Genomic DNA, 22744 nt, shown 5'->3' with positions numbered 1-22744 from the left:
CAAAAAAGATACCAATTTTGAACAGCTTTTTTATTAATAAAATATGTTATTTTTTGTTTACCATTTTATCGGCTAAAACCAAAGCATTGTAAGCATTTAAAACTTTTCCTGTTACAGACAAAGTAGATAATTTTGCTTTTTCACCATCTTTACCAGGAATCAACACATCCATTTCTATTGGAGTTCCAGAATTCATGATAATGTGTTTAACTTGACTTGCAGATAATTGTGGATAATAAGAACGAATTAGTGTAGCTACACCAGCAACTTCAGGAGATGCCATTGATGTACCGTTATATCTTGCATATTCGTTATTTGGTATTGTTGAATAAATTTGAACTCCAGGCGCAAAAATATCTACATTTTTTTGACCGTAATTTGAGAACGTAGCAGGTAAATTCTCATCGTAGTTAGAACTCATTGCTCCTACAGTGATAACATTATCTACCATTTCGTTGATTTTATCAGCAGCATCATTTGGCCAGTTGTCTTTTACATCAATATCTTTTGCATCGTTACCTGCAGCATGAACAAGTAAAACATCATTTTTTTCAGCATATTTAAAAGCTTCAAAAACCCATTCAGGATTTGGAGACCAGCTTTTACCAAAACTCATATTAATTACTTTGGCACCATTGTCTACAGCGTATCTAATTGCTAAAGCAACATCTTTATCACGCTCATCACCATCTGGCACAGCTCTTACCGACATTAATTTTGCATTGTTAGCCACCCCTTTCATACCAATATTATTGGTGCGGTTTGCTAAAATTATTCCAGCTACGTGTGTTCCGTGAGATTCTTCTTCAACAGAACCAATTACAAATGCATTACCATAAACAACATCTTTAATATCTTCAGGATTATCACCAACTATAAGTCTGCTATTAAAATCAAGATCGTAATTTTTGTTTTTAGCTTGAGAATCGTAATATTTTTTAAACTCTTCATAAGTTGCACCTCTTCCGTACAAACCAACAACAGCTTTTACTTCTTCTTGTAATTTAACATCAGTAGTTTCAATAGCTTGTAGATCTTCAAGTGTAAATTTATCTGTTCCTAAGTGTTTAATTACATCGTCAAAAACAGTGGCAATTTCAGTTAAACGCTCCATAGTTTGAAAATATTTACCAGAAGAAGCCTTATAAGCATCTGAATAAGTTTGATATTTTTCAAATTCAGCTTTTTGGTCTGCAGGCACATCTTCAATTGTTTTACCTTCAAACTTAGCTTTGTATTTAGCATACAAACGTGTAATTTCTAATTGTTCAGGAGCAGCAATACCTTCACCACCTAAAAAGTTCCAACCATAAATATCGTCAACATAACCATTTTTATCATCGTCAATATTGTTTCCAGGAATTTCTTTGGTATTTACCCAAAGAACATCTTTTAAATCTTCGTGCTCAATATCAATTCCAGAATCAACTACCCCAACAATAACAGTAGTACTTGGTTTTCCTTCAACAAATTTATAAGCTTTATCTAAACTCATACCAGGTATAGAGTCTGTTACTAAATCGGCATGTGCCCAATGGTTAAAAGCTACCTCATCTATAGGTGTTTGTTTTGCTGTAGCATTAACAGAAGTATCCATAGTTGGAACCGCCATATTCTTTAGAGAACTACAACTCGTTAGTGCCATAGCTGAAAGGGCTACAACAGAAATTGATTTAATAATTTTCATCTTTTATTAATTAAATAATTCGTTAAATTTATAAGTTTGATCTAATCGTACTCCTTTTTCAGTGTGCTTAACAGTACAAATCTCGTTAGTAGCATCGTGCTCTAAAAACAAGTAATAGTTATTGTCTGCAGCAAGGTTTAAAAATTTCTCTTTTTCATCAATTGTCAACAACGGTCTTGTGTCGTATCCAACAACGTAAGGCAATGGAATATGACCCACTGTTGGCAATAAATCTGCCATAAAAACAAGGGTTTTATCTTGATATTGTAAATGTGGTATCATTTGTTTTTCGGTATGACCATCGGCAAATAAAATATCAAATCCCAAAGCAGAATTTTTAAGAAAATCTGTTGAAGGAATATCAACAAAATTTAATTGTCCGCTACTTTCCATTGGATTGATGTTTTCTTTTAAGAAAGATGCTTTTTCTCTAACATTTGGCTCTACAGCCCATTGCCAGTGATTTTTATTACTCCAAAACTTTGCATTTTTAAATGCAGGTTCGTAACCTGTTCTGTCTTTATTCCACTGAATTGCGCCACCACAATGATCAAAATGCAGATGTGTTAAAAAAACATCCGTAATATCATCTCTGTGGAAGCCATATTTTGCCAAAGAGCTATCTAATGAAAAATCTCCAAAAAAGTAATAATAGCCAAAAAATTTATCGGATTGTTTGTTACCTGTACCAGTATCAATTAAAATAAGTCTGTTTCCATCTTCAATAAGCATGCTACGCATACTCATATCAATTAAATTATTAGCATCTGCAGGGTTGGTTTTTTGCCAAATAGTTTTAGGAACTACTCCAAACATTGCGCCCCCATCCAATTTAAAGTTTCCAGTTTCAATTGGGTAAATTGTCATAATCAATTTTTTATGTTAAAAAACACTGTAAAAATAACTTTTAACAGTATTTTATGTTAAAATTTATAATTTTCAAATATACAATTAATATTGTGTACCTATATGTTAAATAAAACAAAAAAACCTAAGCAGTTGCTTAGGTTTTTTTTGAGGCATCGAGCGGATTCGAACCGCTGTAGGAGCTTTTGCAGAGCCCAGCCTAGCCACTCGGCCACGACGCCATTAATTGGAGTGCAAATTTAGGTATTTTTAATTTGCTGGCAACTTTTTTGTGATTTTTTTTATTTTGACTTTGACTTTGACTTTGACTTAGACTTAAGACTTAAGACTTTTGACTTTCGACTTAAAACTTAAGACTTACCTACTCTTACTCATTTCAATAGTTACCATGGCAACATTACCACCAATTGGTGGGTTTAATTTTGAAACTTCGATAGTTGCTTTTTTTACCATTGGAATTTCAATTAAAATACGATCTAAAATGCGCTTGGCAACCTCTTCTAACAATTTAGAACGAATGGCCATTTCTTGCTTTACAATTTTATTTAAATGCACGTAATCTACGGTATCGGCAAGGTTATCGGTTTTAGCAGATTTTGCTAAATTGGCTTTTACTGTAAGATCTACACGATAATCTGAACCTATTTTACCTTCTTCGACCAAACAGCCGTGATAAGCGTAAACACGAATATTTTTTACTTTGATAATTCCCATTTTTTTTGAGATCTAAATATTGATTTGCAAATTACGTGTTTTTTGTTGGTTTTTTAGTAGCTGATATCTAGTTAAAAGTTTTAAAGTTGAAAATGTGAAAGTTTTAAATTTTGTTAAACAACTTAATCTTTTAGTTCACTGAAATTTTTATTAAAAAATTATTCATTGTTAATTATTCCTTTTTCATTAAAACTGCGTTAGGGATTGAGTGGCATGTTTGAGCTCTTTTTTTATTGCTTTTTTGCAACTAAAAAAAGCGAGTAACGAAAGCCCGACCGTTAGGGAACGCCCAAAATATGAAAGTTTGAATACTAACCTAACCACGGAGTTTACAAAGTTTTACACAGAGTTCCCTGAGCTAACTCAATTATGTAGTTTTACTCTTTACCCCTTTGCGACTTTGAACCTTGCAACTTTAAACCTTCTGTCACATCAATTAAATAGTATTGTTGTTGAATTGCCGAAAAATTTCAATATTTTTGCGCTCTATTAGTTTTATTATGATGATTGAAGAAAAGAAATCGCTGAATTTTATTGAGCAAATTATTGAAGAGGATTTGGCAAATGGATTGCCTAAGGAAAAACTACGTTTTAGATTTCCGCCTGAACCTAATGGGTATTTACACATTGGCCACGCTGCTTCTATTTGTTTAAATTTTGGTTTGGGATTGCGTTACAATGCACCCGTAAATTTGCGTTTTGACGATACAAACCCAACAAAAGAAGAGCAAGAATATGTTGATGCTATTAAGCATGATATTGATTGGTTGGGGTTTAAATGGGATAAAGAATTGTATTCTTCAGACTATTTTCAGCAGTTATTTGACTGGACAATTGAATTAATTAAAGAAGGAAAAGCGTATGTAGACAACCAGTCGTCTGCCGAAATGGCTCAGCAAAAAGGGACTCCTACCGAGCCTGGAACTGATAGTCCGAACAGAAATAGATCGGTTGAAGAGAACTTGGCTTTGTTTATGAAAATGAAAAATGGCGAGTTTGAAGAGGGATCACATGTGTTGCGTGCAAAAATTGATATGAAACATACCAATATGCATATGCGCGACCCAATTATGTATAGAATTCTAAAAAAGCGTCATCATAGAACCGGAAACGATTGGTGTATTTACCCAATGTACGACTGGACACACGGTGAAAGTGATTATTTAGAACAAATTTCGCACTCTATTTGCACCTTAGAATTTAAGAGTCATAGAGATTTATACGATTGGTATTTAGACCAAGTAGTTGAAAGTGATAAATTGAGACCAAAACAACGTGAGTTTGCCCGTAGAAATTTAAGTTATACGGTAATGAGCAAGCGTAAATTGCTACAATTGGTTGAAGAAGGCTTTGTAAATGGCTGGGACGACCCTAGAATGCCTACAATTTCGGGTTTAAGAAGAAGAGGTTATACACCAGCTTCAATCAAAACTTTTAGCGAAACTGCCGGAATTTCTAAACGAGATAATGTTACTGATGTTGCTTTATTAGAACATTGCATTAAAGACGATTTAAATAAAACAGCCCCAAGAGTAATGGCTGTAATGAATCCTGTAAAATTAATTATTACCAATTATCCCGAAGGCAAAGAAGAGTGGTTAACTGCTGAAAACAATCAGGAAGATGAAAATGCAGGTTATAGAGAAGTACCTTTTAGTCGTGAAATTTATATTGAACAAGAAGATTTTAGAGAAGAAGCCAATAAAAAGTTTTTTAGACTAAAATTAGGCAGTGAAGTGCGTTTAAAAAATGCCTACATTATTAAAGCTGAAAGCTGTTTAAAAGATGAAAATGGAGAGGTTACAGAGATTTATTGTACTTATGATGATGACTCTTTAAGTGGAAGCGGAACCGAGGCAAGTAAACGTAAAGTAAAGGGAACTTTGCATTGGGTATCTGTAAAACATGCTGAAAAAGCAGAGGTTAGGGTGTATGATCGTTTATTTACTGATGAAGCTCCAGACGGACAAAAAGACAAAGATTTTAAAGAATTTATCAATCCAGATTCATTAACTATTGTTGACGCTTTTGTAGAACCAAGCTTAAAAACAGCCAAGGTTTTAGATCGTTTTCAGTTTCAACGTTTGGGATATTTTTGTGTTGATACAGATGCTACACCAGATAAATTGGTTTTTAACAGAACCGTTCCTTTGCGCGATAGCTGGGCTAAAATGGGGGAATAGTATTATCAAATTTAGAAGAAACGATATAGAATTTACAGACATTTTCTCTCAGTTATTAAAGAAGATGTCTGTATTTTTTTTGATTTCAATTTGTAGCCCTATATTAAAAAAATTACTCGCCATGAAAAGATTATTTAACAAACCTACAAATGCTAAATGAAAAAATTAAATAAATATAAATCTCAAATTTATTTTCATTTAATAGTTAATTCATTAGTTGGTGTTTTTATTACATTTTCATCATATTACCATCTACCTTTAAATTATATATCTGATTATTCAATTTATTTTATACATTTTATAATTTTACAATTTACGGTTTACGGCTTTTTATATCTTTTAAGTATCAATAAATATCTATTTTATCTGACTTTCCCCGTCCTCTTTTTTATATATGCATTGTTTTCTTATTGGGTTTATGTACAAGATATAAGTATCAGCTATTCAATTGTACAACCAGTTATTGAGAGTAAGTTAGATATTGCTCTAGATTTAATTACCACTCCATTTATTATTTATAGTTTGATTGCTTTATTAATAATTATATATATTTTAAAACTATATAGAAACCTTAGGGTTGATCAATTAAAATCACCCCTGTTAATTTTAGCTTTAATTGCGATAGCAACATTTTACGGATTGAATAAACATGGAATAGGTAATTTAAAATGGAGAATGCCTTACAATTTAACCTATGGTTTTATAGAATATTTTAACAAACCCATTGTTCATTATAAAAAAGTAAACACAAACATTGTAAACAAAGAGAATGATATTAATATTGTATTTGTTTTAGGTGAATCTGTTAGAGCTAAAAATTTAGGAATTAATGGCTATTCTAGAAATACAACACCTCAACTTAAAAAAATAAATAACCTAATTAGTTTCCCTAATGTTTATACACCTTTAACTTATACAGGTATTAGTGTTCCTCAAATACTATCAAATAAATCAATATATAAAGAACAAAATTCTAGTAATCTCTTTTCGATTTATTCAATTTTAAACAAGGTGAACTTTACAACTTCTTGGATTGGGAATCAAACTCCAGAAAAAAGTTATTCCTTTTTTATAGACGAAAATGACAATATCGAATTTATCGATCAATTTCATGATGTTTTTAGTTTTCAGAAAAAATTAGATGAAGAAATGTTACCTTTTCTAGAATCTAAAATTAAAAATGGAACAAAAAATTTCATAACACTTCATATGATTGGAAGCCATTGGTGGTATGAAGCTAGATATTCTAAAAAATACAGAAAATATACACCCGTGATAGACTCCAAACATATTCCTGCATTATCTAATGAACAAATAATTAATTCTTATGATAACACCATACTTTACTTAGATAATTTTTTAAATAATGTCATTCATAAAATAAAAAAATCAAAATCTAAGACCATTTTAATATACCTATCTGACCACGGTGAAATTTTAGGTGAAAACGGGAAATGGCTACATGCTCAAGGAGATGATGCTAGTACAAATCCTGCAATGTTTATTTGGTATTCTGATAGTTTCAAACAAACTTACCCTGAAAAAATCAAAAATTTACAACTCAATGCTTCAAAGCAAATCACAACTGATTTCTTTTTTCATTCTATTTTAGATTTAATTGAAATTCAAAATTTTAATTATGAAAAATCTCAAAGTATATTTGAGATTGTTAAAAATTAATCTTCAATACAAAGACTCATACTTCTAAAGAATTAGAAATGGAGAATTTTTATTTGTTAAAGTGAATTTAATCAAATTTCAAAGTCTTCATAATCGACTCTAATTCAAACATATAATCACGCTTATTAATTCCTGGCGCAAAAGTAAGTCCTTCAACAACTACAACTCTATTATTGGCTTTATCAATTACCGAATAACTTAAAAAAGGACCAGCCATATAAACACCTTTTACTTCCCATTTTCCACGTGTTTCAAAAGCTTTTTTTCCAGCCAATTCAACTTCAAAAACATGTGGTGTATAAGCTTCTTCAGTAATCATATAAGAATCTTCAATTTGGCCTGGTATGTATTTTTTACCAATTGAATCACGGTTTTTAACTATGTTATTTCCATTGATATCATCTTCAGAAGTGATTGGAATGGTATAAGAAAACAACTCCATACTATTGCCACCGTTTAAATGATATCTGTACCACACAAAATCACCATTATCTTCAACTTTTTTATATTTTTGAGGAATTTTTAAACTGTAGCCTTTATTTTTAAAAGTTTTTATATTTGTTGGATCCCAATAATTTTTTAAAATATTTTTTTGAACAGATACGATATCTGCACCTTTAAATGTTGAAATAATTTTTTGTGAATATTGTTGAATTTCAGCAATTAAATCTTCATTGGTTTTTCCTGTAATTGTAATTATCTTTTGAGGTTCAGCATACACATCTGAAGTTTCAGAAAATGAGTTTTCATCGCCCTTTGTAACTATTAAAACATTGCGTGTAGCTCTAAACATACTTCCAAAATTTTCTACAGGCACTTGTGAAACTTCAAATTGAGCTTCAGGTTGTGGCAATCCTAAAACAGGTTCAGCAATAATATTACGAAGTTCATCTCCAATTTTACCTTGCCAATCGCTATTTTGCATTACTATTAAAACACTATTTATTCTACCATTTGCTTGCTTTAGTGTTTTTTTTTGATCTCCCGAATTACAAGAAATTAATATTGAAACAATAAGTACAAAGACTCCAATTTTTTTCATAATTATAAATTAAAAATTTTCAATTAAACTGTAATTAGTTTACATATCAAATAGCGTTCCAATAACCACAATTTTTTATAAAAATACTGATTAAATTCTTGGGTAAATTACAAGTCGTTGACCAATTTTTAAATTGGTACTACTCATTCCATTCCATTTTTTAATACTATTTACAGACACATTGTATCTGGATGCAATTTTACCCAAATAATCGCCACTTTTTACTTTATAGGTTATACGATCATTTACCTCAACATATTTTGGCAACTCTTTTACGCGTTTTGCCTCTTCAGCGTCAAGGTATGCATAAATAAGATCTTCATTACTTACAAATGTACCTATATCCTTTCTTGGTAAAGTTAAAATGTAGTTTTTATCTTTAATTTTAGGAATAATTTCTAATTTATATTGCGGATTTAAAAATGTAATAACCTCTTTATCTACGCCTAAAATATCGTTAATTTGTTTAAATGTAATTTGTCTTTTTAAATGAATGGTATCTGTTTCAAATTTTGAAATAGCATTTTCACGGGCAACAATATTATGCTCATTTGAATATTTAAAAATATACATTGTTGCATAAAAAATAGGCACATAGCTTGCTGTTTCTCGTGGCAAATAAGGTCTAATTTTCCAATAATTGGTACTTCCGCCAGCGCGTCTAATGGCTTTATTAACATTTCCAGGACCAGAATTGTATGCTGCCAAAGCCATATCCCAGTCGTTATAAATACCATGCAAAGTCGATAGATATTTACAAGCTGCTTCTGTAGCTCTTATTGGATCTGAACGCTCATCAACATAAGAGCTAACATCCAAACCATATATTTTTCCGGTTTGATACATAAACTGCCATAATCCTGCAGCTCCAACACGCGAAAGTGCGGTAGGTTTTAAGGCCGATTCTATTACTGCTAAATATTTTAATTCTAAAGGAATATTGTATTTAGCCAAATGTTCTTCAAACATTGGAAAATAAAAACGCGCTCTCTCCATCATTACCGAAAAAATAGCCTTCCTATTTAAAAGATACGATTTAATTAACTGTTCTAATTGCGGATTGTACTCTACATTAAAAGGTGAAATTGCATCAATTTCTGCAAAACGTTCTTTTAAAAGAGCTGTAGGTAATTCTTCTAATTCTGCTTCATAGATTTCATCGTCTTTAAGTGAATATCGGATGGTATCATTTAATGGAGAAATTACCAATTCATTAATCCATAAACTGTCTAATATGCTTACTTCCTGATGTGTTACATACTTAATAGAATCAATTTTTTTGTATAAAACTGAATCGTTCATTACTAACAACTTTAACGTATCATTTGTTTTTTTAACTTCCAAAGAATCGGTTTTGACTTGCGAAAATCCAACCGTAAAAAATAATAAAAATGTAATGCTTACTAAATACTTCATAAATGTTATTCGTTTAAAAGTTTTGAAATTTCGTCTAAATTTGGCGCTAAAATAATTTCAATCCTTCTGTTTTTTGCTTTTCCTTCAGCAGTTGCATTGGTACTTACTGGCACGTATTCACTTCTTCCGGCAGCCGTAATTTGTGTTTGGTTAACACCTTTATTTTCTAAAATTCTAACAATAGCTGTTGCACGTTTTACAGACAAATCCCAGTTATCAATAATTGTTGCACCTGTGTAAGGAACATTGTCTGTATGCCCTTCAATTAAAACATTGATGTCTTTGTTTTGAGACAATACACTAGCCAATTGTTCAACGGCTTTTTTACCTTCGGTACCTACTGCCCAACTTCCTGAACTAAACAATAATTTATTTTCCATTGAAACATAAATTTTACCGTTTTTTTGTTCAACAGTTAAACCTTTTCCTTCAAAATTAAGCAAGGCTTTAGAGATTGCATCTTTTAATTGTTGCATTTGAGCTTCTTTTGCATTGATTAAATTTTGCAACTCTGCAATTTGTGCTGAACGTTTACTTAATTCTTTTTGAAGATTTTCTAAACGCAAACTTTCAGCAGCTAAAATGCGTTCTTTTTCTTCTAATTGAGCTAATAATTCTTGGTTCTTTTTAGATTGCTCTGCCAATTTTTTTGAACTTTGAGTTGTTAATACCTCAAAAGATTCATCTAAATTGTTGTATTTATTTTGAAGTGCTGCCAATTCACTTTCTAAAACAGCTTTTTGAGCCAAAAGATCGTTGTATTCTTTATTTAATTTCAGCAAATCATTTTCCAACGATTTTTTAACAGCCAATAAATTGTCTTTTTCTTGAATTAATTCTGAATTTGCAGATCTTAAATTATTGTATTTTGTTTCTAAATCTTCATATACTTTTTTAGAAACACAGGCATTTAATGTAAATGCAATAACGACCAAAATGGCTACTTTTTTTAACATACTGATAATATTTATATTTTATTATTAACTAATTTCAACTACTATTGGGCAATGATCTGAGTGTTTTGCTTCAGGTAAAATATATGCCCTTTTAATTTTATCTTTTAGAGGTTCACTTACCATATGGTAATCTATGCGCCAACCTTTGTTATTGTTTCTGGCATTTGCTCTGTAACTCCACCAACTGTAATGGTGTGGCTCTTTGTTTAAATGACGAAATGAATCTACAAAACCACTGTCTATAAATTCGCCCAACCATTTGCGTTCAACTGGTAAAAAACCTGAAGTATTTTGATTTTGCTTAGGATTGTGAATGTCAATTTCGGTATGACAAATATTGTAATCTCCACAAATAATTAAATTGGGAATTTCTTGTTTTAACCGATTTACATACTCTTGAAACTCAGCCATAAAATTCAGCTTAAAATCAAGTCTATCATCATTTGTTCCCGATGGCAAATATAAACTCATTACCGAAAAGTCATCAAAATCTACACGTAAATTTCGACCTTCAAAATCCATACTTTCAATTCCTGTACCATACGCTACATGATTTGGTTTGGTTTTGCTCAATATAGCAACACTGCTATAACCTTTTTTTTGTGCCGAAAACCAGTAATGATATGGATAACCAGCCTCTTCAAACAAAGTTAAATCTAATTGATCTTTATGTGCTTTTGTTTCTTGTATACAAATTACATCAGGGTTTGCGGCTTTTAGCCAATCTATAAATCCTTTATTAATAGCGGCTCTTATGCCGTTTACATTGTATGATATTATTTTCATTTTTTTATTTTAGTATCAAGTATTTGGTACCATATAACAGGTATTTTTTAAATTTCTTCTAACTGTGACTACTACTGCCTACTATTTATATATTTCTCTCTCAACTTTCTTCTCATTACTTTGTTTGAAGCAGTTCTGGGCAAAACATCAATTTTCACTAATTCAGTAACTTTAAAAAGCGGATTTAATTGTTTGCTGATGCTTTTTTTTGTTTGAAATAATTTTTCTTCAGAAGTTAATTCCGAAGGATTTTCAACGTAAAAAACCACCAATAAACTTGGACCTCCATTTACAGGTTCTACTGCAATTGCAGCCGATTCTTTTACAAAATCTAATTGATTTATAACAGCTTCAATTTGAACCGAACTAATTTTAATTCCGCCCAAATTCATGGTGTCATCTACCCTTCCTTGTGCTTTGTAATAGCCGTTTTCTAATTGTACTAATGCATCGCCATGCCTTCTCAATAATTGACCCTCAAAAGTTGGTGTATTTTTATAATAAACTTCAAAATGATTTCGGTTTATCAAACGGTTAGACAAGCCGATAATTGGCGGAATAATAAACACTTCACCTTTAGCATTTATTTGATTGTTATCATCTAACAACACAAATTCGCCGCCCAATGCTTGCGTAGAAAATGTGCTGGCAATATTTGGCTGAACTACCGTACTTGTTACATAACCACCTCCAATTTCAGTACCTCCACAATATTCTATAACAGGTTTGTTGTTTGCCAATTGCATTAAATATTCCATTTCGGCAGGGTTTGAAACTTCACCTGTAGAGCTAAAACATTTAATAGCATCCCAGTTAAACTGTTCCATACATTTGGAACTTTTCCAATGATTTACAAAGCTTGGAATTACACCCAACATTGTAACTTTTGCATTTTGAATAAATGCTCCAAAATCGCTTCCCATAGGAACACCATAATACAAGGCAACTGTTGCTTTGTTTATTAGTGATGCAAAAACCAGCCAAGGTCCCATCATCCAACCTAAATTTGTTGGCCAACAAACCACATCGTTTTTATGAATATCCTGATGATAAAATCCATCACTTGCACATTTTATTGGCGTAGTATGTGTCCACGGAATGGCTTTTGGTTCGCCAGTTGTACCCGATGAAAATAAAACAGTAATTACATCATCTGGCTGTTGAATTACCGTTTCAAATACTGTATTTGGACTTAAAAAAGCATCCCAATAAATATCGTTATTTCGCAAATCGATTTTTGTTGCTGAAGTTTTTAAAACTACAGCTTTTGGTGCGTTTGCAGATTTAACTTTTTCATACAAAGGCAACTCTTTGTCTGCTCTTTGCAAAAAATCTTGTGTAAAAATTACAGTAGGTTTTGTAATTTTTAATCGCACCTCAATTTCATTGGGTGTAAAACTATCTGCAATGGTAACTATGGGCATTCCTGCTTTTATTCCGGCTAAATAAATAGCAACAGCTTCTAAAGTCATTGGTAAATCAATAGCAATATAATCGCCTTTTTTTAAACCAATTTCAACCAAACCATTTGCAATTTGATTGACCAATGTAAGCAGTTGTTTTTGTGTTACTTGTTGTAAAGATTTTTTTGCTTCCTGAAATACAAGCACAACAGCATTGTCTTCATTTTGAAAACAGGCATCAACAATATTTAATTTGGCATTTTTAAGCCATTCGGCATTTTCAACCCCATTTGAAACAGCTAAAATATTGGTGTATTTTTGCTGAAAAGGAATACCTAAACACGCTATGGTTTCTGACCAAAATTGTGCTTTGTTATGAACAGACCATTTCCAAAAATTACCATAATTTTCAATATCATGAACTTGCATCATTTTAAAAATGTTGCTTTGTTCAATAATTTCTTTTGATGGTTTCCAAAATGGATTCAAGTTCATTTTTACACTAAAATTCTGGATCTACTTCAATTTGTTCAACAGATTCGCTACCTGTTTTTCCACAATCTACATCAATACTTAAATCTTCAGGTCTTTCAAATTCGCCTGTGCTAATTGTCAAAGTTGGATCTGCATACATTTTTTTATAATACAGTGCCCAAATAGGCAAAGCCATTGTAGCTCCTTGCCCTTGTGTTATTCGTTTAAAGTGCGTTGCTCTATCTTCGCCACCAACCCAAACTCCAGATGCTAAATTAGGAACCATTCCCATAAACCAACCATCCGATTGATTTTGAGTTGTACCTGTTTTACCTGCAATAGGATTTGTGAATTCGTAAGGATAACCCGTAACTACATTGTCTGGATAACTTCCCCATTTACCTCTTAATCTAATACCAGAACCCGATTGGGTAACACCTTCTAACAGATTGATCACCACATATGCAGACTCTTCACTTAAAACCTCTTTTGAAGTTGGGATAAATTGTTCTAAAACTGTTCCGTTTTTATCTTCAATTTTTAAAATCATCATAGGTTCAATTTGTAAACCTTTGTTGGCAAAAGTTGCGTAGGCTCCTAACATTTCATACAACGATAAATCTACGGTACCTAAAGCAATTGCAGGCACTTCCGGAATATCACTTTTTATACCTGCACTTCTGGCCAAATCAACCACTGTTTTTGGGTGTACTTTGTCTATTAAATTGGCTGTTATTACGTTTACTGAACCAGCTAAAGCTTGTTTTAAAGTAAGTTCTCCACCATATTTACTATCTGAGTTTTTTGGAGTCCAATCTTCGGGCATATCATATTTTTCCTTTCTAATAGTGTAAGGTATGTTTGGCAATTTAAGACACGGAGATAATTTTAATTGGTTAATTGCAGAAGCATAAACAAAAGGTTTAAATGTAGAACCAACCTGACGTTTTTGTTGTTTTACTGCATCAAATTGAAAATGCTTGTAATCAATTCCGCCAACCCAAGCTTTTACATAACCTGTTTGAGGCTCAATAGATAACAAACCTGCTCTTAAAATATGTTTGTAATATAAAATAGAATCTTTTGGCGACATAATGGTGTCTATTTCTCCTTTCCAAGAGAAAATTCTCATATTTGTTTTTTCGTTAAATGAAGCTCTAATTTCATCTTCTGAAGCTCCGTTAGATTTCATTCTTATCCAACGATTTGAACGCTTCATAGATTGATCTATAGTAACATCTATTTGCTGTTGGTCTATGTCATAAAAAGGAGCAGTTTTATTTTTTGCCTGTTCTTTAAAAAACACACGTTGCAAGTTAGACATATGTTCTTTTACAGCTTCTTCAGCATATTTTTGCATACGAGAATCTATGGTAACATAAATTTTTAATCCATCGCGATGTAAATTGTACTCTGTACCATCAGGTTTTGGATTTTCTTTAATCCACGTTTTCATAAAATCACGCAAATACTCTCTAAAATAAGTTGCATAACCATCGCTATGACCTTCTCTATTGATGTTTAAATTTAAATCGGTTTGTTGCAGTGAATCTTTTTGCTTGTCTGTAATAAACTCATTTCTATTCATTTGATACAAAACCACATTTCTACGATTTTTCACCAATTCTTCACGTCTTAGCGGATTGTAATAAGAAGCATTTTTTAACATTCCAATCAACATAGCCGATTCTGGAACCGTTAAATCTATAGGCTCTTTTCCAAAATAAATACGTGATGCTGAACGAATACCAACGGCTAAATTTAAAAAGTCGTACTTATTTAAGTACATTGTTAATATTTCTTGCTTGGTATATTGACGCTCTAACTGAATAGCAATTACATATTCTTTAATTTTTTGACCAATACGTTGAATGATATTTTTAGAACCTTCGCCATGAAATAACAATTTTGCCAATTGCTGTGTAATGGTACTTCCACCACCGTCTTTACCCATCATTACAACAGCACGAACAGAAGCTTTGATATCGATGCCTGAGTGCTCATAAAATCTTTCATCTTCAGTAGCAACTAATGCCTCAATAAGATTTTGAGGAAGATCTTTGTATTTTACAGGTGTTCGGTTTTCGTAAGCGTATTTTCCTAAAGTTTTCCCATCCATAGAAATCACTTCAGTAGCTAAATTATGTTCAGGATTTTCTAATTCTTCAAAACTAGGTAATGCTCCAAACACACCCCATGAAGCCAATAAAAATACAAGAATAACAATTAAAGTTCCGCCAAAAATAGTAAGCCAAAACCATTTTATATATTTTGAAAAATCGGGTGAATTTTTTGTTGTTTTTTGTGCCATTATTTACTATTTTCTATACTTAAACCTACGTTAGTTATGCCGTTTAAAGGATTTTTTCCTTCAATATCATTGATACTTCTTGTTGCTTGCTGAATGCTAAATTTGTAATCTCCAACTTCATTAAAAACAACATTTTCTTTATAAAAAAGCTTACTTTCTTTAACATCTGTAAAACCAGTTCCTAACCATTGTCCTTTAGCATCGGTCATTTCATATTCTAACGTATCAACTACTTTCATTCCTTTAGGAAATTGAATTTTTGCGATTAAAAACAAAGAACTAAATTCATAATCTTTATTATTTCTAATATTTATAAACACATTTTTAGAAGTAATCGTATCTGAACTACTTACAATAAATTCAATAGGATTCTCAAATGACCATTGATTATTTACAACAGGTTGATATTGATCGTAAATTGCAGATGAATTACACGATACAACCAATAAAACAACCATAAAAAATTGAAAATATTTATGCATCTTGTGTTGTATTATTGTCTTTTTTAGGTGGTCTTCTTTTTTTATTTCTATTTCTTGTATTTGCTGGTTTTTTAACCGGATTATTGTCTGCCGAATTATTTTGATTTACCTCAGATTTGGGTGGTCTATTTGGATTACCTCCATTATTTTTTTTAGGCCTTTGTTGTTGCTTTTGTGGCTTATTTTGATTTTCACCTTGTTGTTGCTGCGGCTGATTTTGCTGCTGATTTTTATTTTGATTTGGCTTTGCAGGCCTTTTTTGTTGAGGTCTTTTTGAACCTGGTTTTGGCTGATTTGGTTTTGGTTGATTTGGTTTTGCAGGTGAATTTTGATCAACTGCATTTACCTGTTTTCTATCTCCTTTAGAACGTGGTTGTTGTTTAGATTTTGATTTATTTTTCTTATTTCTTTTAGGAGCATCAAAACGTGTTAAACTATCTTGACCAACAACATTTTCAAAATCAGCTTTTGGTTCTTCAATAATATCTACTTCATAATCTTCTAATGAAGCTACCTTTTCTTGCTTTTTATTCAAAGCAATTATTTCCTTAACCTGATCCAAACCAAGTTTATACCACTTATTTCTGTTTTCTTTATAAGTATACCAAAGCATATTTTGGAAAATGTCCATTTTTACAAATGTAGCATCACCTTTTTCAGTTTTAAGCTCAATATCTTGCTTTGGAAAACCACGTAAAGCATCTAAATAAGTATCTAACTCATAATTTAAACAACATTTTAGCTTACCACATTGTCCGGCTAATTTTTGCGGATTTAATGATAGTTGTTGGTAACGTGCAGCGGTTGTATTTACTTTACGTAAATCTGTTAGCCATGTTGAACAACACAATTCTCTTCCACAAGAACCTACACCACCTAAACGAGCTGCTTCTTGCCTAAGTCCAACCTGTTTCATTTCAACACGAATGTTAAAAGCACTTGCCAAATCTCTAATTAGCTGTCTAAAATCTACCCTATCATCTGCCGTATAATAAAAAGTTGCTTTATTTCCATCACCCTGATATTCAACATCTGAAAGTTTCATTTTTAAGCCTAAACGCATTAAAATTTCTCTTCCTTTATGCTGCGTTTCGTATTCCTTTTCACGCGCAGCTTTCCAAATATCTATGTCCTTTTGTGTTGCTTTTCGGTATATTTTTTTAACCTCTTCGCTATCTACTGCAATTCCTTTCTTTTTCATTTGAACTTTAATTAGTTCACCTGTAAGAGAAACAGTACCAATATCATGACCAGGATTTCCTTCTACAGCAACAATATCGCCAATAGAAATTTTTAAATTATCTGGGTTTGTAAAAAAGTGTTTTCTTCCGTTTTTAAAACGGACTTCAACAATATTTTCAGGTTCTTGCCCAGTTGGTAGCGTCATGTTTGCCAACCAATCAAATACCGTTAGTTTTTCACAACTTCCGGTACCACAATCTCCGTTACTTTGGCACCCTTTTGGTACCCCATCTATATCTGAAGAGCAACTATTACAGCTCATATATGTTTAATTTTTTTATGTTTATTAAAATTGAAAAATTCAATTTTACAACCTTCACTAATTTGTAAAGATATAATTAAAATTACGAACAGTAAAACGTTTAAAATTGGTTTTCATATTTGTTTTACATCAATAATTTTTACTGGACAAGCTTGTTTTGCATTGATACTTGCATCAAAAATGGTCTCATCTGGCGATTTAAGTGTAAAAAATCCTTTCTTTTCTTTTGAATGAAGCAATACCGATTTTCCATCCTTTTTTGACATTTGAAACTGAGCAGGCGCCAATTCTACACAATAATTACAGCCAATACATTTAGCCCTTTGCAAAGTTATTATTACCATTTTTTTCTAGTATCTGGTTTTTGGTTGTTAGTTGTTAGTTGTTTGTATTTTGTTAAGAATCTTTTGACTTTGACTAAAACGAAGACTGAACTTTTTAGCTTCAAACTTCTGCTTTTTGACTTTGACTAAGACTGAAACTTTTTAACTTCAAACTTCGGTCTTTTGACTTTGACTAAGACGAAGACTGAGACTTTTAACTTTAAACTTCTGCCTTTTGACTTTGACTAAAACGAAGACTGAAACTTTTAACTTCAAACTTTAGACTAAAGACCTTCCGACTTTTACACTATTTAAGCTTCCACCTTATTTTCAACAATTTTATACAATTTATCAGAAGGACGAATTCTAAAATCCAATTTAAATGTACAAGAATCTCCCTTTTGAGCCACACTACCTTTTTTGTCGTTTACAAATATTTCATCTATTTGCATTTCTTGAGCACCCGTTGTTGGCCCCGTAATTAAAATGGTATCTCCAACATTTAAATCGTAGGCTTCAATTTTAAATTCGCCAATATTTGCTTTAGGATAATAATGCATTCCTTTACCAATATATACCTTTTTTTGCGTAGCATGACTTCCAGATCCATTGCTCCATTCACCTAATTTTTGACCTAAATAATAACCGCTCCAAAATCCACGATTGTAAACTTTCTCTAACTCTAACATCCAAGAAATTACTTTTTCTTTGTTATAAGTTCCGGCTTCAATACTATCAATTGCATCGCGGTAACATTTTATCACTTTTGCAACATATTCTGGAGCACGACCACGACCTTCAATTTTTAACACAGTAATACCTGCATCAACAATTTGATCTAAAAAATCTATGGTGCATAAATCTTTTGGAGACATAATATATTCGTTATCCAGTTCCATTTCAAAACCTGTTTCCTGATCTATTACCGTATATTTTTTTCTGCAATTTTGTTTGCAAGCACCTCTGTTTGCCGATGAATTTGATGAATGCAAACTCATATAACATTTTCCAGAAACCGCCATACATAAAGCTCCGTGTCCAAAAATTTCAATTTCAACCAATTTGCCCGAAGGACCACAAATATTTTCTTTTGCAATTTGTTCGGTAATTTTTTTAACCTGACGCAAACTCAACTCTCTACTTAACACCATTGTATCAGCAAACATGGCATAAAACCTTGCTGTTTCAATATTTGTAATATTTATTTGTGTTGAAATATGAACCTCCATCCCAATTGCTCTTGCTGAAGAAATCACCGCTTGATCCATAGCAATTACTGCGGTAATATCGGCTTCTTTTGCTTTTTGAAGCAAGGTTTTTACAATGCTTAAATCGTGATCGTAAACAATGGTATTTAAGGTCAAATAAGTTCTAACATTTTTAGCTTTACATCTGCTCGAAATTTCTTGCAAATCGTCTAATGTAAAGTTAACCGTAGCTCTTGCTCGCATGTTCAATTGCTCAACTCCAAAATAAACAGAATCGGCGCCATTGTCTAAAGCGGCTTGTAACGATTCAAAGTTTCCGGCAGGTGCCATTAATTCAATTTTCTGCATCATTGTTTTTTATATTTTAATACTTCTGAACGCCCTTTTTTAAAAATTTTATTGCTGTTCGGAATTCCTTTTCTTAATTCTTTTTGTGCTTCATAAGGCAAATGAGTTATTTCCTGACATTTTATTGAACAGCAATTCTCCATTTTTTCTGCACATTTTTCACACTGAATAAACAGTAAATGACAGGCTTCATTTGCACAATTTACATGCGTATCACAAGGTGCGCCGCATTGGTGGCAATTGGCAATAACATCTTCAGTAATTCTTTCAGACAATCTATGGTCAAACACAAAGTTTTTACCAATAAATTTATTTTCTAACTGAAGTGCTTTTACTTGCCTTGTATATTCTATTATTCCACCTTCTAACTGAAAAACATTTTTAAAACCTTTGTGTTTAAAATAAGCGCTGGCTTTTTCGCAACGAATGCCACCAGTACAATACATTAGCAGATTTTTATCTTCTTTATGATTGTTTAAATCGGCTTCAATAATGTCTAATGAATCTCTAAAAGTATCAACATCTGGCGTGATGGCTTTTTCAAAATGCCCAATTTCACTTTCGTAATGGTTGCGCATATCTACACAAACAGTATTGGGATTTGCCAGCATTTTATTAAATTCTTCAGCATTTAAATGAACTCCTTTGTTGGTAACATCAAAAGTTTTGTCATTTAAACCATCGGCAACAATTTTGTCTCTAACTTTAATGGTTAATTTTAAAAACGACTTATTATTGTGCTCAACGGCTACATTTAGTCTGCAATCTTTTAAAAATGAAATACTATCTAATTGCGCTTTTAAGGCGATTAACTTTGCTGCAGGAACAGAAATTTGCGCATTGATACCTTCATTAGAAACATAGGTTCTACCCAATACATCTAACTTGTTCCATTCAATAAATAAATGGTCTCTTAATTTTTGTGGATGTTCTATCTTGTAATATTGATAGAATGAAATTGTTAAACGATCTTCTCCCGCCTCATCTATTAATTGAGCACGTTCACTGGCGCTTAACTTATTGTACAGTTGCATGCTATACTTTTTTAGTTAAACAATTATGTTAGATAAAATAATTTATCCTTATATTTTTTGCAAAACTACATATTTTCTAATTACTAAATGGCTATTAAACGCAATAATCATTTTTTAACAAAAAAATATTTATTTGTTAATTTTTCACGGTATATGGTTGAATGTCACCTTTTTTTATAAAATTTGCATTCTTATTAAAATTAAAAAAATAGAAAGATGAAAGTAGCTGTTGTAGGCGCAACCGGAATGGTAGGAAACGTAATGTTACAAGTTTTAGCAGAACGCAATTTCCCAATTACTGAATTATTGTTAGTAGCATCAGAACGTTCTGTTGGTAAACAAATGGAATATAAGGGAGAGAAATATACAATTATTGGATTGCAAGATGCAGTAAACGCGCGTCCTGATATTGCTTTATTTTCTGCAGGTGGAACTACTTCTGAAATTTGGGCTCCAAAATTTGCTGAAGTTGGAACTACAGTTGTAGACAATTCTTCGGCTTGGAGAATGGATCCTTCAAAAAAATTAATCGTTCCAGAAATTAACGGTGCTATTTTAACAAAAGAAGATAAAATTATTGCAAACCCAAACTGTTCAACTATTCAATTGGTTATGGCATTGGCTCCTTTGCATAAAAAATATAAAATGAAACGTGTAGTAATTTCTACTTACCAATCTGTTTCGGGTACTGGTGTAAAAGCTGTTGAACAATTAGAAAACGAATCAAAAGGAATTAAAGGTGAAATGGCATACCACTATCCAATTAATAGAAATGCAATTCCGCAATGTGACGTATTTTTAGACAATGGATACACAAAAGAAGAAATGAAATTGGTTAAAGAACCAAAGAAAATTTTAAACGATGATTCTTTTTCTGTAACAGCAACGGCTGTTCGTATTCCTACTGCAGGTGGACATTCAGAAGCCGTAAACGTTCAGTTTGAAAATGATTTTGATTTAGCTGATGTTCGTAAAATGTTGGCTGAAACTCCAGGTGTTATTGTGCAAGATAATTTAGACACAAATACCTACCCAATGCCAATGTTTGCTCACAATAAAGATGAAGTTTTTGTGGGTCGTATTCGTAGAGACGAATCACAACCAAACACATTAAATATGTGGATTGTTGCAGATAACTTACGTAAAGGTGCTGCAACTAATACCATTCAAATTGGTGAGTATTTAATTGCAAATGGTTTGGTATAAAGTTTGTTATTCTGTTTAAGAATCACATAAAATTATCTATTCACAAAATAGATAAGACCCTGAAATAACACTTCGACAAGCTCAGTGTGACATTTAGGTTAGGCAGAAAACGGATACAGACTAAAATATTAAGGTCGTCTAAAATAATTTAGACGACCTCTTTTTTTTGGGGTTTCTTGGGATTTATTTTGATACCTCTAAAACATCATTCATTATTTTCTCTAACTCGTGCTTTGGTAAAGCACCTTGCGCCATTTGCGGCTCGGCATTTTTAGGCACAAACAACATAGACGGAATACTTCTAATACCAAAAGCAGCAGCCAATTCTTGCTCTACTTCTGTATCAATTTTATAAATATTTACTTTTCCTTCATATTCTTCACTCAATTCTTCTAAAATAGGCGCAATCATTTTACAAGGTCCACACCAATCTGCATAAAAATCGATAATACAAGGTAGTTCACCTTCAAATTTCCACTCCTTGTTTTTTTCAAAATTGAAAACTTTTTCTAAAAAAGTTTCCTTTGTTAATAATTCTGTCATTTTTTAAATTTTAATGTTGCACAACTAAATCAATAGTTATACCATTTTTATTGAACGACAAATTGACGTAAAAATCAACAATTTACAAGTAACTTTAGTTACACCTTGTAATTTCACAAGCAACTTAACGACTTATTAAACAAAACAGATACTAATTTAAATCAACTATAATGAATTCAAAATTAACACTGGCGCTTCGCCTACTACTTAGCTTAATACTTTTGGTATTTGGTGCAAACAAATTTTTAAATTTTATACCTGCTCCTCCAATGGAAGGTCCTTCAGCAGATTTTATGGGCGTGCTTTTTAAAACAGGTTATATGTTTCCGTTAATTGGATTTACTGAGGTTGTTGCTGGCGCACTTTTATTGTTGAATAAATGGGTTGGACTTGCATTGATTTTTACAGCTATTATCTCGGTTAATATTGTTGCCTTTCACCTAATTTTAGCCCCTGCAGGTATTGGTTTGGCTGCTGTAGTTGCTATTTTAAACATTTTATTAATTTATGGAAATTGGCACAAATTCAAAACCCTTTTTTAATTCTTAAAAATTCTTTTTTATCAAGGTGCAGTCGG

The 22744-nt window shown here is 31.9% G+C and carries 19 protein-coding genes and 1 tRNA gene; 4 read left to right on the top strand and 16 right to left on the bottom strand.

Features of this window, described 5'->3' with window-relative positions; translation table 11 throughout:
- Positions 1–46: 46 nt before the first annotated feature.
- From EC396_RS14800 to folB, 4 genes are all read right to left on the bottom strand, one after another.
- Entirely contained in the window at positions 47–1687 is a 1641-nt protein-coding gene (locus EC396_RS14800) for a S8 family peptidase (RefSeq protein WP_129367480.1), read from the bottom strand.
- Positions 1688–1693: 6 nt separating this feature from the next.
- The gene (locus tag EC396_RS14795; RefSeq protein WP_129367478.1) at positions 1694–2554 is read right to left on the bottom strand and encodes an MBL fold metallo-hydrolase; all 861 of its coding nucleotides are present in this window, start codon (positions 2552–2554) and stop codon (positions 1694–1696) included.
- Between the two features lie 150 nt (positions 2555–2704).
- A tRNA-Cys gene (locus tag EC396_RS14790) sits at positions 2705–2775 on the bottom strand.
- A 136-nt stretch (positions 2776–2911) separates the two neighbouring features.
- The gene (gene folB, locus EC396_RS14785; protein ID WP_129367476.1) at positions 2912–3268 is read right to left on the bottom strand and encodes a dihydroneopterin aldolase; all 357 of its coding nucleotides are present in this window, start codon (positions 3266–3268) and stop codon (positions 2912–2914) included.
- Positions 3269–3771: 503 nt separating this feature from the next.
- Here folB and EC396_RS14780 point away from each other — a divergent pair.
- Positions 3772–5451 carry a glutamine--tRNA ligase/YqeY domain fusion protein gene (locus EC396_RS14780; protein WP_129367590.1) on the top strand — a complete coding sequence of 560 codons (1680 nt, stop codon included), beginning with the start codon at positions 3772–3774 and terminating at the stop codon, positions 5449–5451.
- Positions 5452–5607: 156 nt separating this feature from the next.
- Positions 5608–7131 carry a phosphoethanolamine transferase gene (locus tag EC396_RS14775; RefSeq protein ID WP_129367474.1) on the top strand — a complete coding sequence of 508 codons (1524 nt, stop codon included), beginning with the start codon at positions 5608–5610 and terminating at the stop codon, positions 7129–7131.
- 67 nt (positions 7132–7198) lie between these two features.
- Here EC396_RS14775 and EC396_RS14770 read toward each other — a convergent pair whose 3' ends face one another.
- The 11 genes from EC396_RS14770 to EC396_RS14720 all read right to left on the bottom strand — a co-directional run bounded on the left by EC396_RS14770 (position 7199) and on the right by EC396_RS14720 (position 20418).
- The gene (locus EC396_RS14770; protein WP_129367472.1) at positions 7199–8173 is read right to left on the bottom strand and encodes a DUF4837 family protein; all 975 of its coding nucleotides are present in this window, start codon (positions 8171–8173) and stop codon (positions 7199–7201) included.
- Positions 8174–8263: 90 nt separating this feature from the next.
- Entirely contained in the window at positions 8264–9589 is a 1326-nt protein-coding gene (locus EC396_RS14765) for a lytic transglycosylase domain-containing protein (protein ID WP_129367470.1), read from the bottom strand.
- 5 nt (positions 9590–9594) lie between these two features.
- The gene (locus EC396_RS14760; protein WP_129367468.1) at positions 9595–10545 is read right to left on the bottom strand and encodes an OmpA family protein; all 951 of its coding nucleotides are present in this window, start codon (positions 10543–10545) and stop codon (positions 9595–9597) included.
- A 24-nt stretch (positions 10546–10569) separates the two neighbouring features.
- Positions 10570–11331 carry an exodeoxyribonuclease III gene (locus EC396_RS14755; protein WP_129367466.1) on the bottom strand — a complete coding sequence of 254 codons (762 nt, stop codon included), beginning with the start codon at positions 11329–11331 and terminating at the stop codon, positions 10570–10572.
- A gap of 71 nt (positions 11332–11402) precedes the next feature.
- The gene (locus EC396_RS14750) at positions 11403–13229 is read right to left on the bottom strand and encodes an AMP-binding protein (protein ID WP_129367464.1); all 1827 of its coding nucleotides are present in this window, start codon (positions 13227–13229) and stop codon (positions 11403–11405) included.
- A 7-nt stretch (positions 13230–13236) separates the two neighbouring features.
- Positions 13237–15519, bottom strand: coding sequence for a penicillin-binding protein 1A (locus EC396_RS14745; RefSeq protein WP_129367462.1), 2283 nt, complete (start codon positions 15517–15519; stop codon positions 13237–13239).
- Positions 15519–16001 (bottom strand): gliding motility lipoprotein GldH, encoded by a 483-nt coding sequence (locus EC396_RS14740; RefSeq protein ID WP_129367460.1) that lies wholly within the window; start codon positions 15999–16001, stop codon positions 15519–15521. The genes EC396_RS14745 and EC396_RS14740 overlap by 1 nt, the downstream gene beginning before the upstream one ends.
- Positions 15994–17505: a regulatory iron-sulfur-containing complex subunit RicT gene (locus EC396_RS14735; protein ID WP_129367458.1), complete on the bottom strand. Its 1512-nt coding sequence runs from the start codon at positions 17503–17505 to the stop codon at positions 15994–15996. The genes EC396_RS14740 and EC396_RS14735 overlap by 8 nt, the downstream gene beginning before the upstream one ends.
- A 113-nt stretch (positions 17506–17618) precedes the next feature.
- Positions 17619–17849 (bottom strand): ferredoxin, encoded by a 231-nt coding sequence (locus EC396_RS14730; RefSeq protein WP_129367456.1) that lies wholly within the window; start codon positions 17847–17849, stop codon positions 17619–17621.
- Positions 17850–18139: 290 nt separating this feature from the next.
- Positions 18140–19384, bottom strand: a complete 1245-nt coding sequence (locus EC396_RS14725; RefSeq protein ID WP_129367588.1) for a peptidase U32 family protein — start codon at positions 19382–19384, stop codon at positions 18140–18142.
- Positions 19384–20418, bottom strand: a complete 1035-nt coding sequence (locus tag EC396_RS14720) for a rhodanese-related sulfurtransferase (protein WP_129367454.1) — start codon at positions 20416–20418, stop codon at positions 19384–19386. The genes EC396_RS14725 and EC396_RS14720 overlap by 1 nt, the downstream gene beginning before the upstream one ends.
- 216 nt (positions 20419–20634) lie before the next feature.
- On the opposite strand from EC396_RS14720, the gene EC396_RS14715 reads away from it, so the two are divergent.
- Positions 20635–21624: an aspartate-semialdehyde dehydrogenase gene (locus tag EC396_RS14715; RefSeq protein WP_129367452.1), complete on the top strand. Its 990-nt coding sequence runs from the start codon at positions 20635–20637 to the stop codon at positions 21622–21624.
- A gap of 183 nt (positions 21625–21807) precedes the next feature.
- On the opposite strand, the gene trxA is transcribed toward EC396_RS14715, so the two are convergent.
- A complete protein-coding gene (gene trxA / locus EC396_RS14710) occupies positions 21808–22167 on the bottom strand; it encodes a thioredoxin (protein ID WP_129367450.1) in 360 nt (119 codons plus the stop codon).
- Positions 22168–22337: 170 nt separating this feature from the next.
- Here trxA and EC396_RS14705 point away from each other — a divergent pair, with 170 nt between their 5' ends.
- The gene (locus tag EC396_RS14705; RefSeq protein WP_129367448.1) at positions 22338–22709 is read left to right on the top strand and encodes a DoxX family membrane protein; all 372 of its coding nucleotides are present in this window, start codon (positions 22338–22340) and stop codon (positions 22707–22709) included.
- The last annotated feature ends 35 nt before the right edge of the window (positions 22710–22744 follow it).

It is taken from the genome of Lutibacter sp. HS1-25 (genome assembly GCF_004121075.1).
Lineage (GTDB): Bacteria > Bacteroidota > Bacteroidia > Flavobacteriales > Flavobacteriaceae > Lutibacter.
This window is presented reverse-complemented; position numbering and strand designations above follow the sequence as displayed.

Coding starts and splice junctions, on each gene's coding strand:
- EC396_RS14735 (WP_129367458.1), bottom strand. CDS start 17,505: ATGAGCTGTAATAGTTGCTCTTCAGATATAGATGGGGTACCAAAAGGG.
- EC396_RS14715 (WP_129367452.1), top strand. CDS start 20,635: ATGAAAGTAGCTGTTGTAGGCGCAACCGGAATGGTAGGAAACGTAATG.
- EC396_RS14720 (WP_129367454.1), bottom strand. CDS start 20,418: ATGCAACTGTACAATAAGTTAAGCGCCAGTGAACGTGCTCAATTAATA.
- EC396_RS14795 (WP_129367478.1), bottom strand. CDS start 2,554: ATGACAATTTACCCAATTGAAACTGGAAACTTTAAATTGGATGGGGGC.
- EC396_RS14775 (WP_129367474.1), top strand. CDS start 5,608: ATGAAAAAATTAAATAAATATAAATCTCAAATTTATTTTCATTTAATA.
- EC396_RS14750 (WP_129367464.1), bottom strand. CDS start 13,229: ATGAACTTGAATCCATTTTGGAAACCATCAAAAGAAATTATTGAACAA.
- EC396_RS14755 (WP_129367466.1), bottom strand. CDS start 11,331: ATGAAAATAATATCATACAATGTAAACGGCATAAGAGCCGCTATTAAT.
- EC396_RS14760 (WP_129367468.1), bottom strand. CDS start 10,545: ATGTTAAAAAAAGTAGCCATTTTGGTCGTTATTGCATTTACATTAAAT.
- EC396_RS14730 (WP_129367456.1), bottom strand. CDS start 17,849: ATGGTAATAATAACTTTGCAAAGGGCTAAATGTATTGGCTGTAATTAT.
- trxA (WP_129367450.1), bottom strand. CDS start 22,167: ATGACAGAATTATTAACAAAGGAAACTTTTTTAGAAAAAGTTTTCAAT.
- EC396_RS14770 (WP_129367472.1), bottom strand. CDS start 8,173: ATGAAAAAAATTGGAGTCTTTGTACTTATTGTTTCAATATTAATTTCT.
- EC396_RS14780 (WP_129367590.1), top strand. CDS start 3,772: ATGATTGAAGAAAAGAAATCGCTGAATTTTATTGAGCAAATTATTGAA.
- EC396_RS14725 (WP_129367588.1), bottom strand. CDS start 19,384: ATGCAGAAAATTGAATTAATGGCACCTGCCGGAAACTTTGAATCGTTA.
- folB (WP_129367476.1), bottom strand. CDS start 3,268: ATGGGAATTATCAAAGTAAAAAATATTCGTGTTTACGCTTATCACGGC.
- EC396_RS14800 (WP_129367480.1), bottom strand. CDS start 1,687: ATGAAAATTATTAAATCAATTTCTGTTGTAGCCCTTTCAGCTATGGCA.
- EC396_RS14765 (WP_129367470.1), bottom strand. CDS start 9,589: ATGAAGTATTTAGTAAGCATTACATTTTTATTATTTTTTACGGTTGGA.
- EC396_RS14740 (WP_129367460.1), bottom strand. CDS start 16,001: ATGCATAAATATTTTCAATTTTTTATGGTTGTTTTATTGGTTGTATCG.
- EC396_RS14745 (WP_129367462.1), bottom strand. CDS start 15,519: ATGGCACAAAAAACAACAAAAAATTCACCCGATTTTTCAAAATATATA.
- EC396_RS14705 (WP_129367448.1), top strand. CDS start 22,338: ATGAATTCAAAATTAACACTGGCGCTTCGCCTACTACTTAGCTTAATA.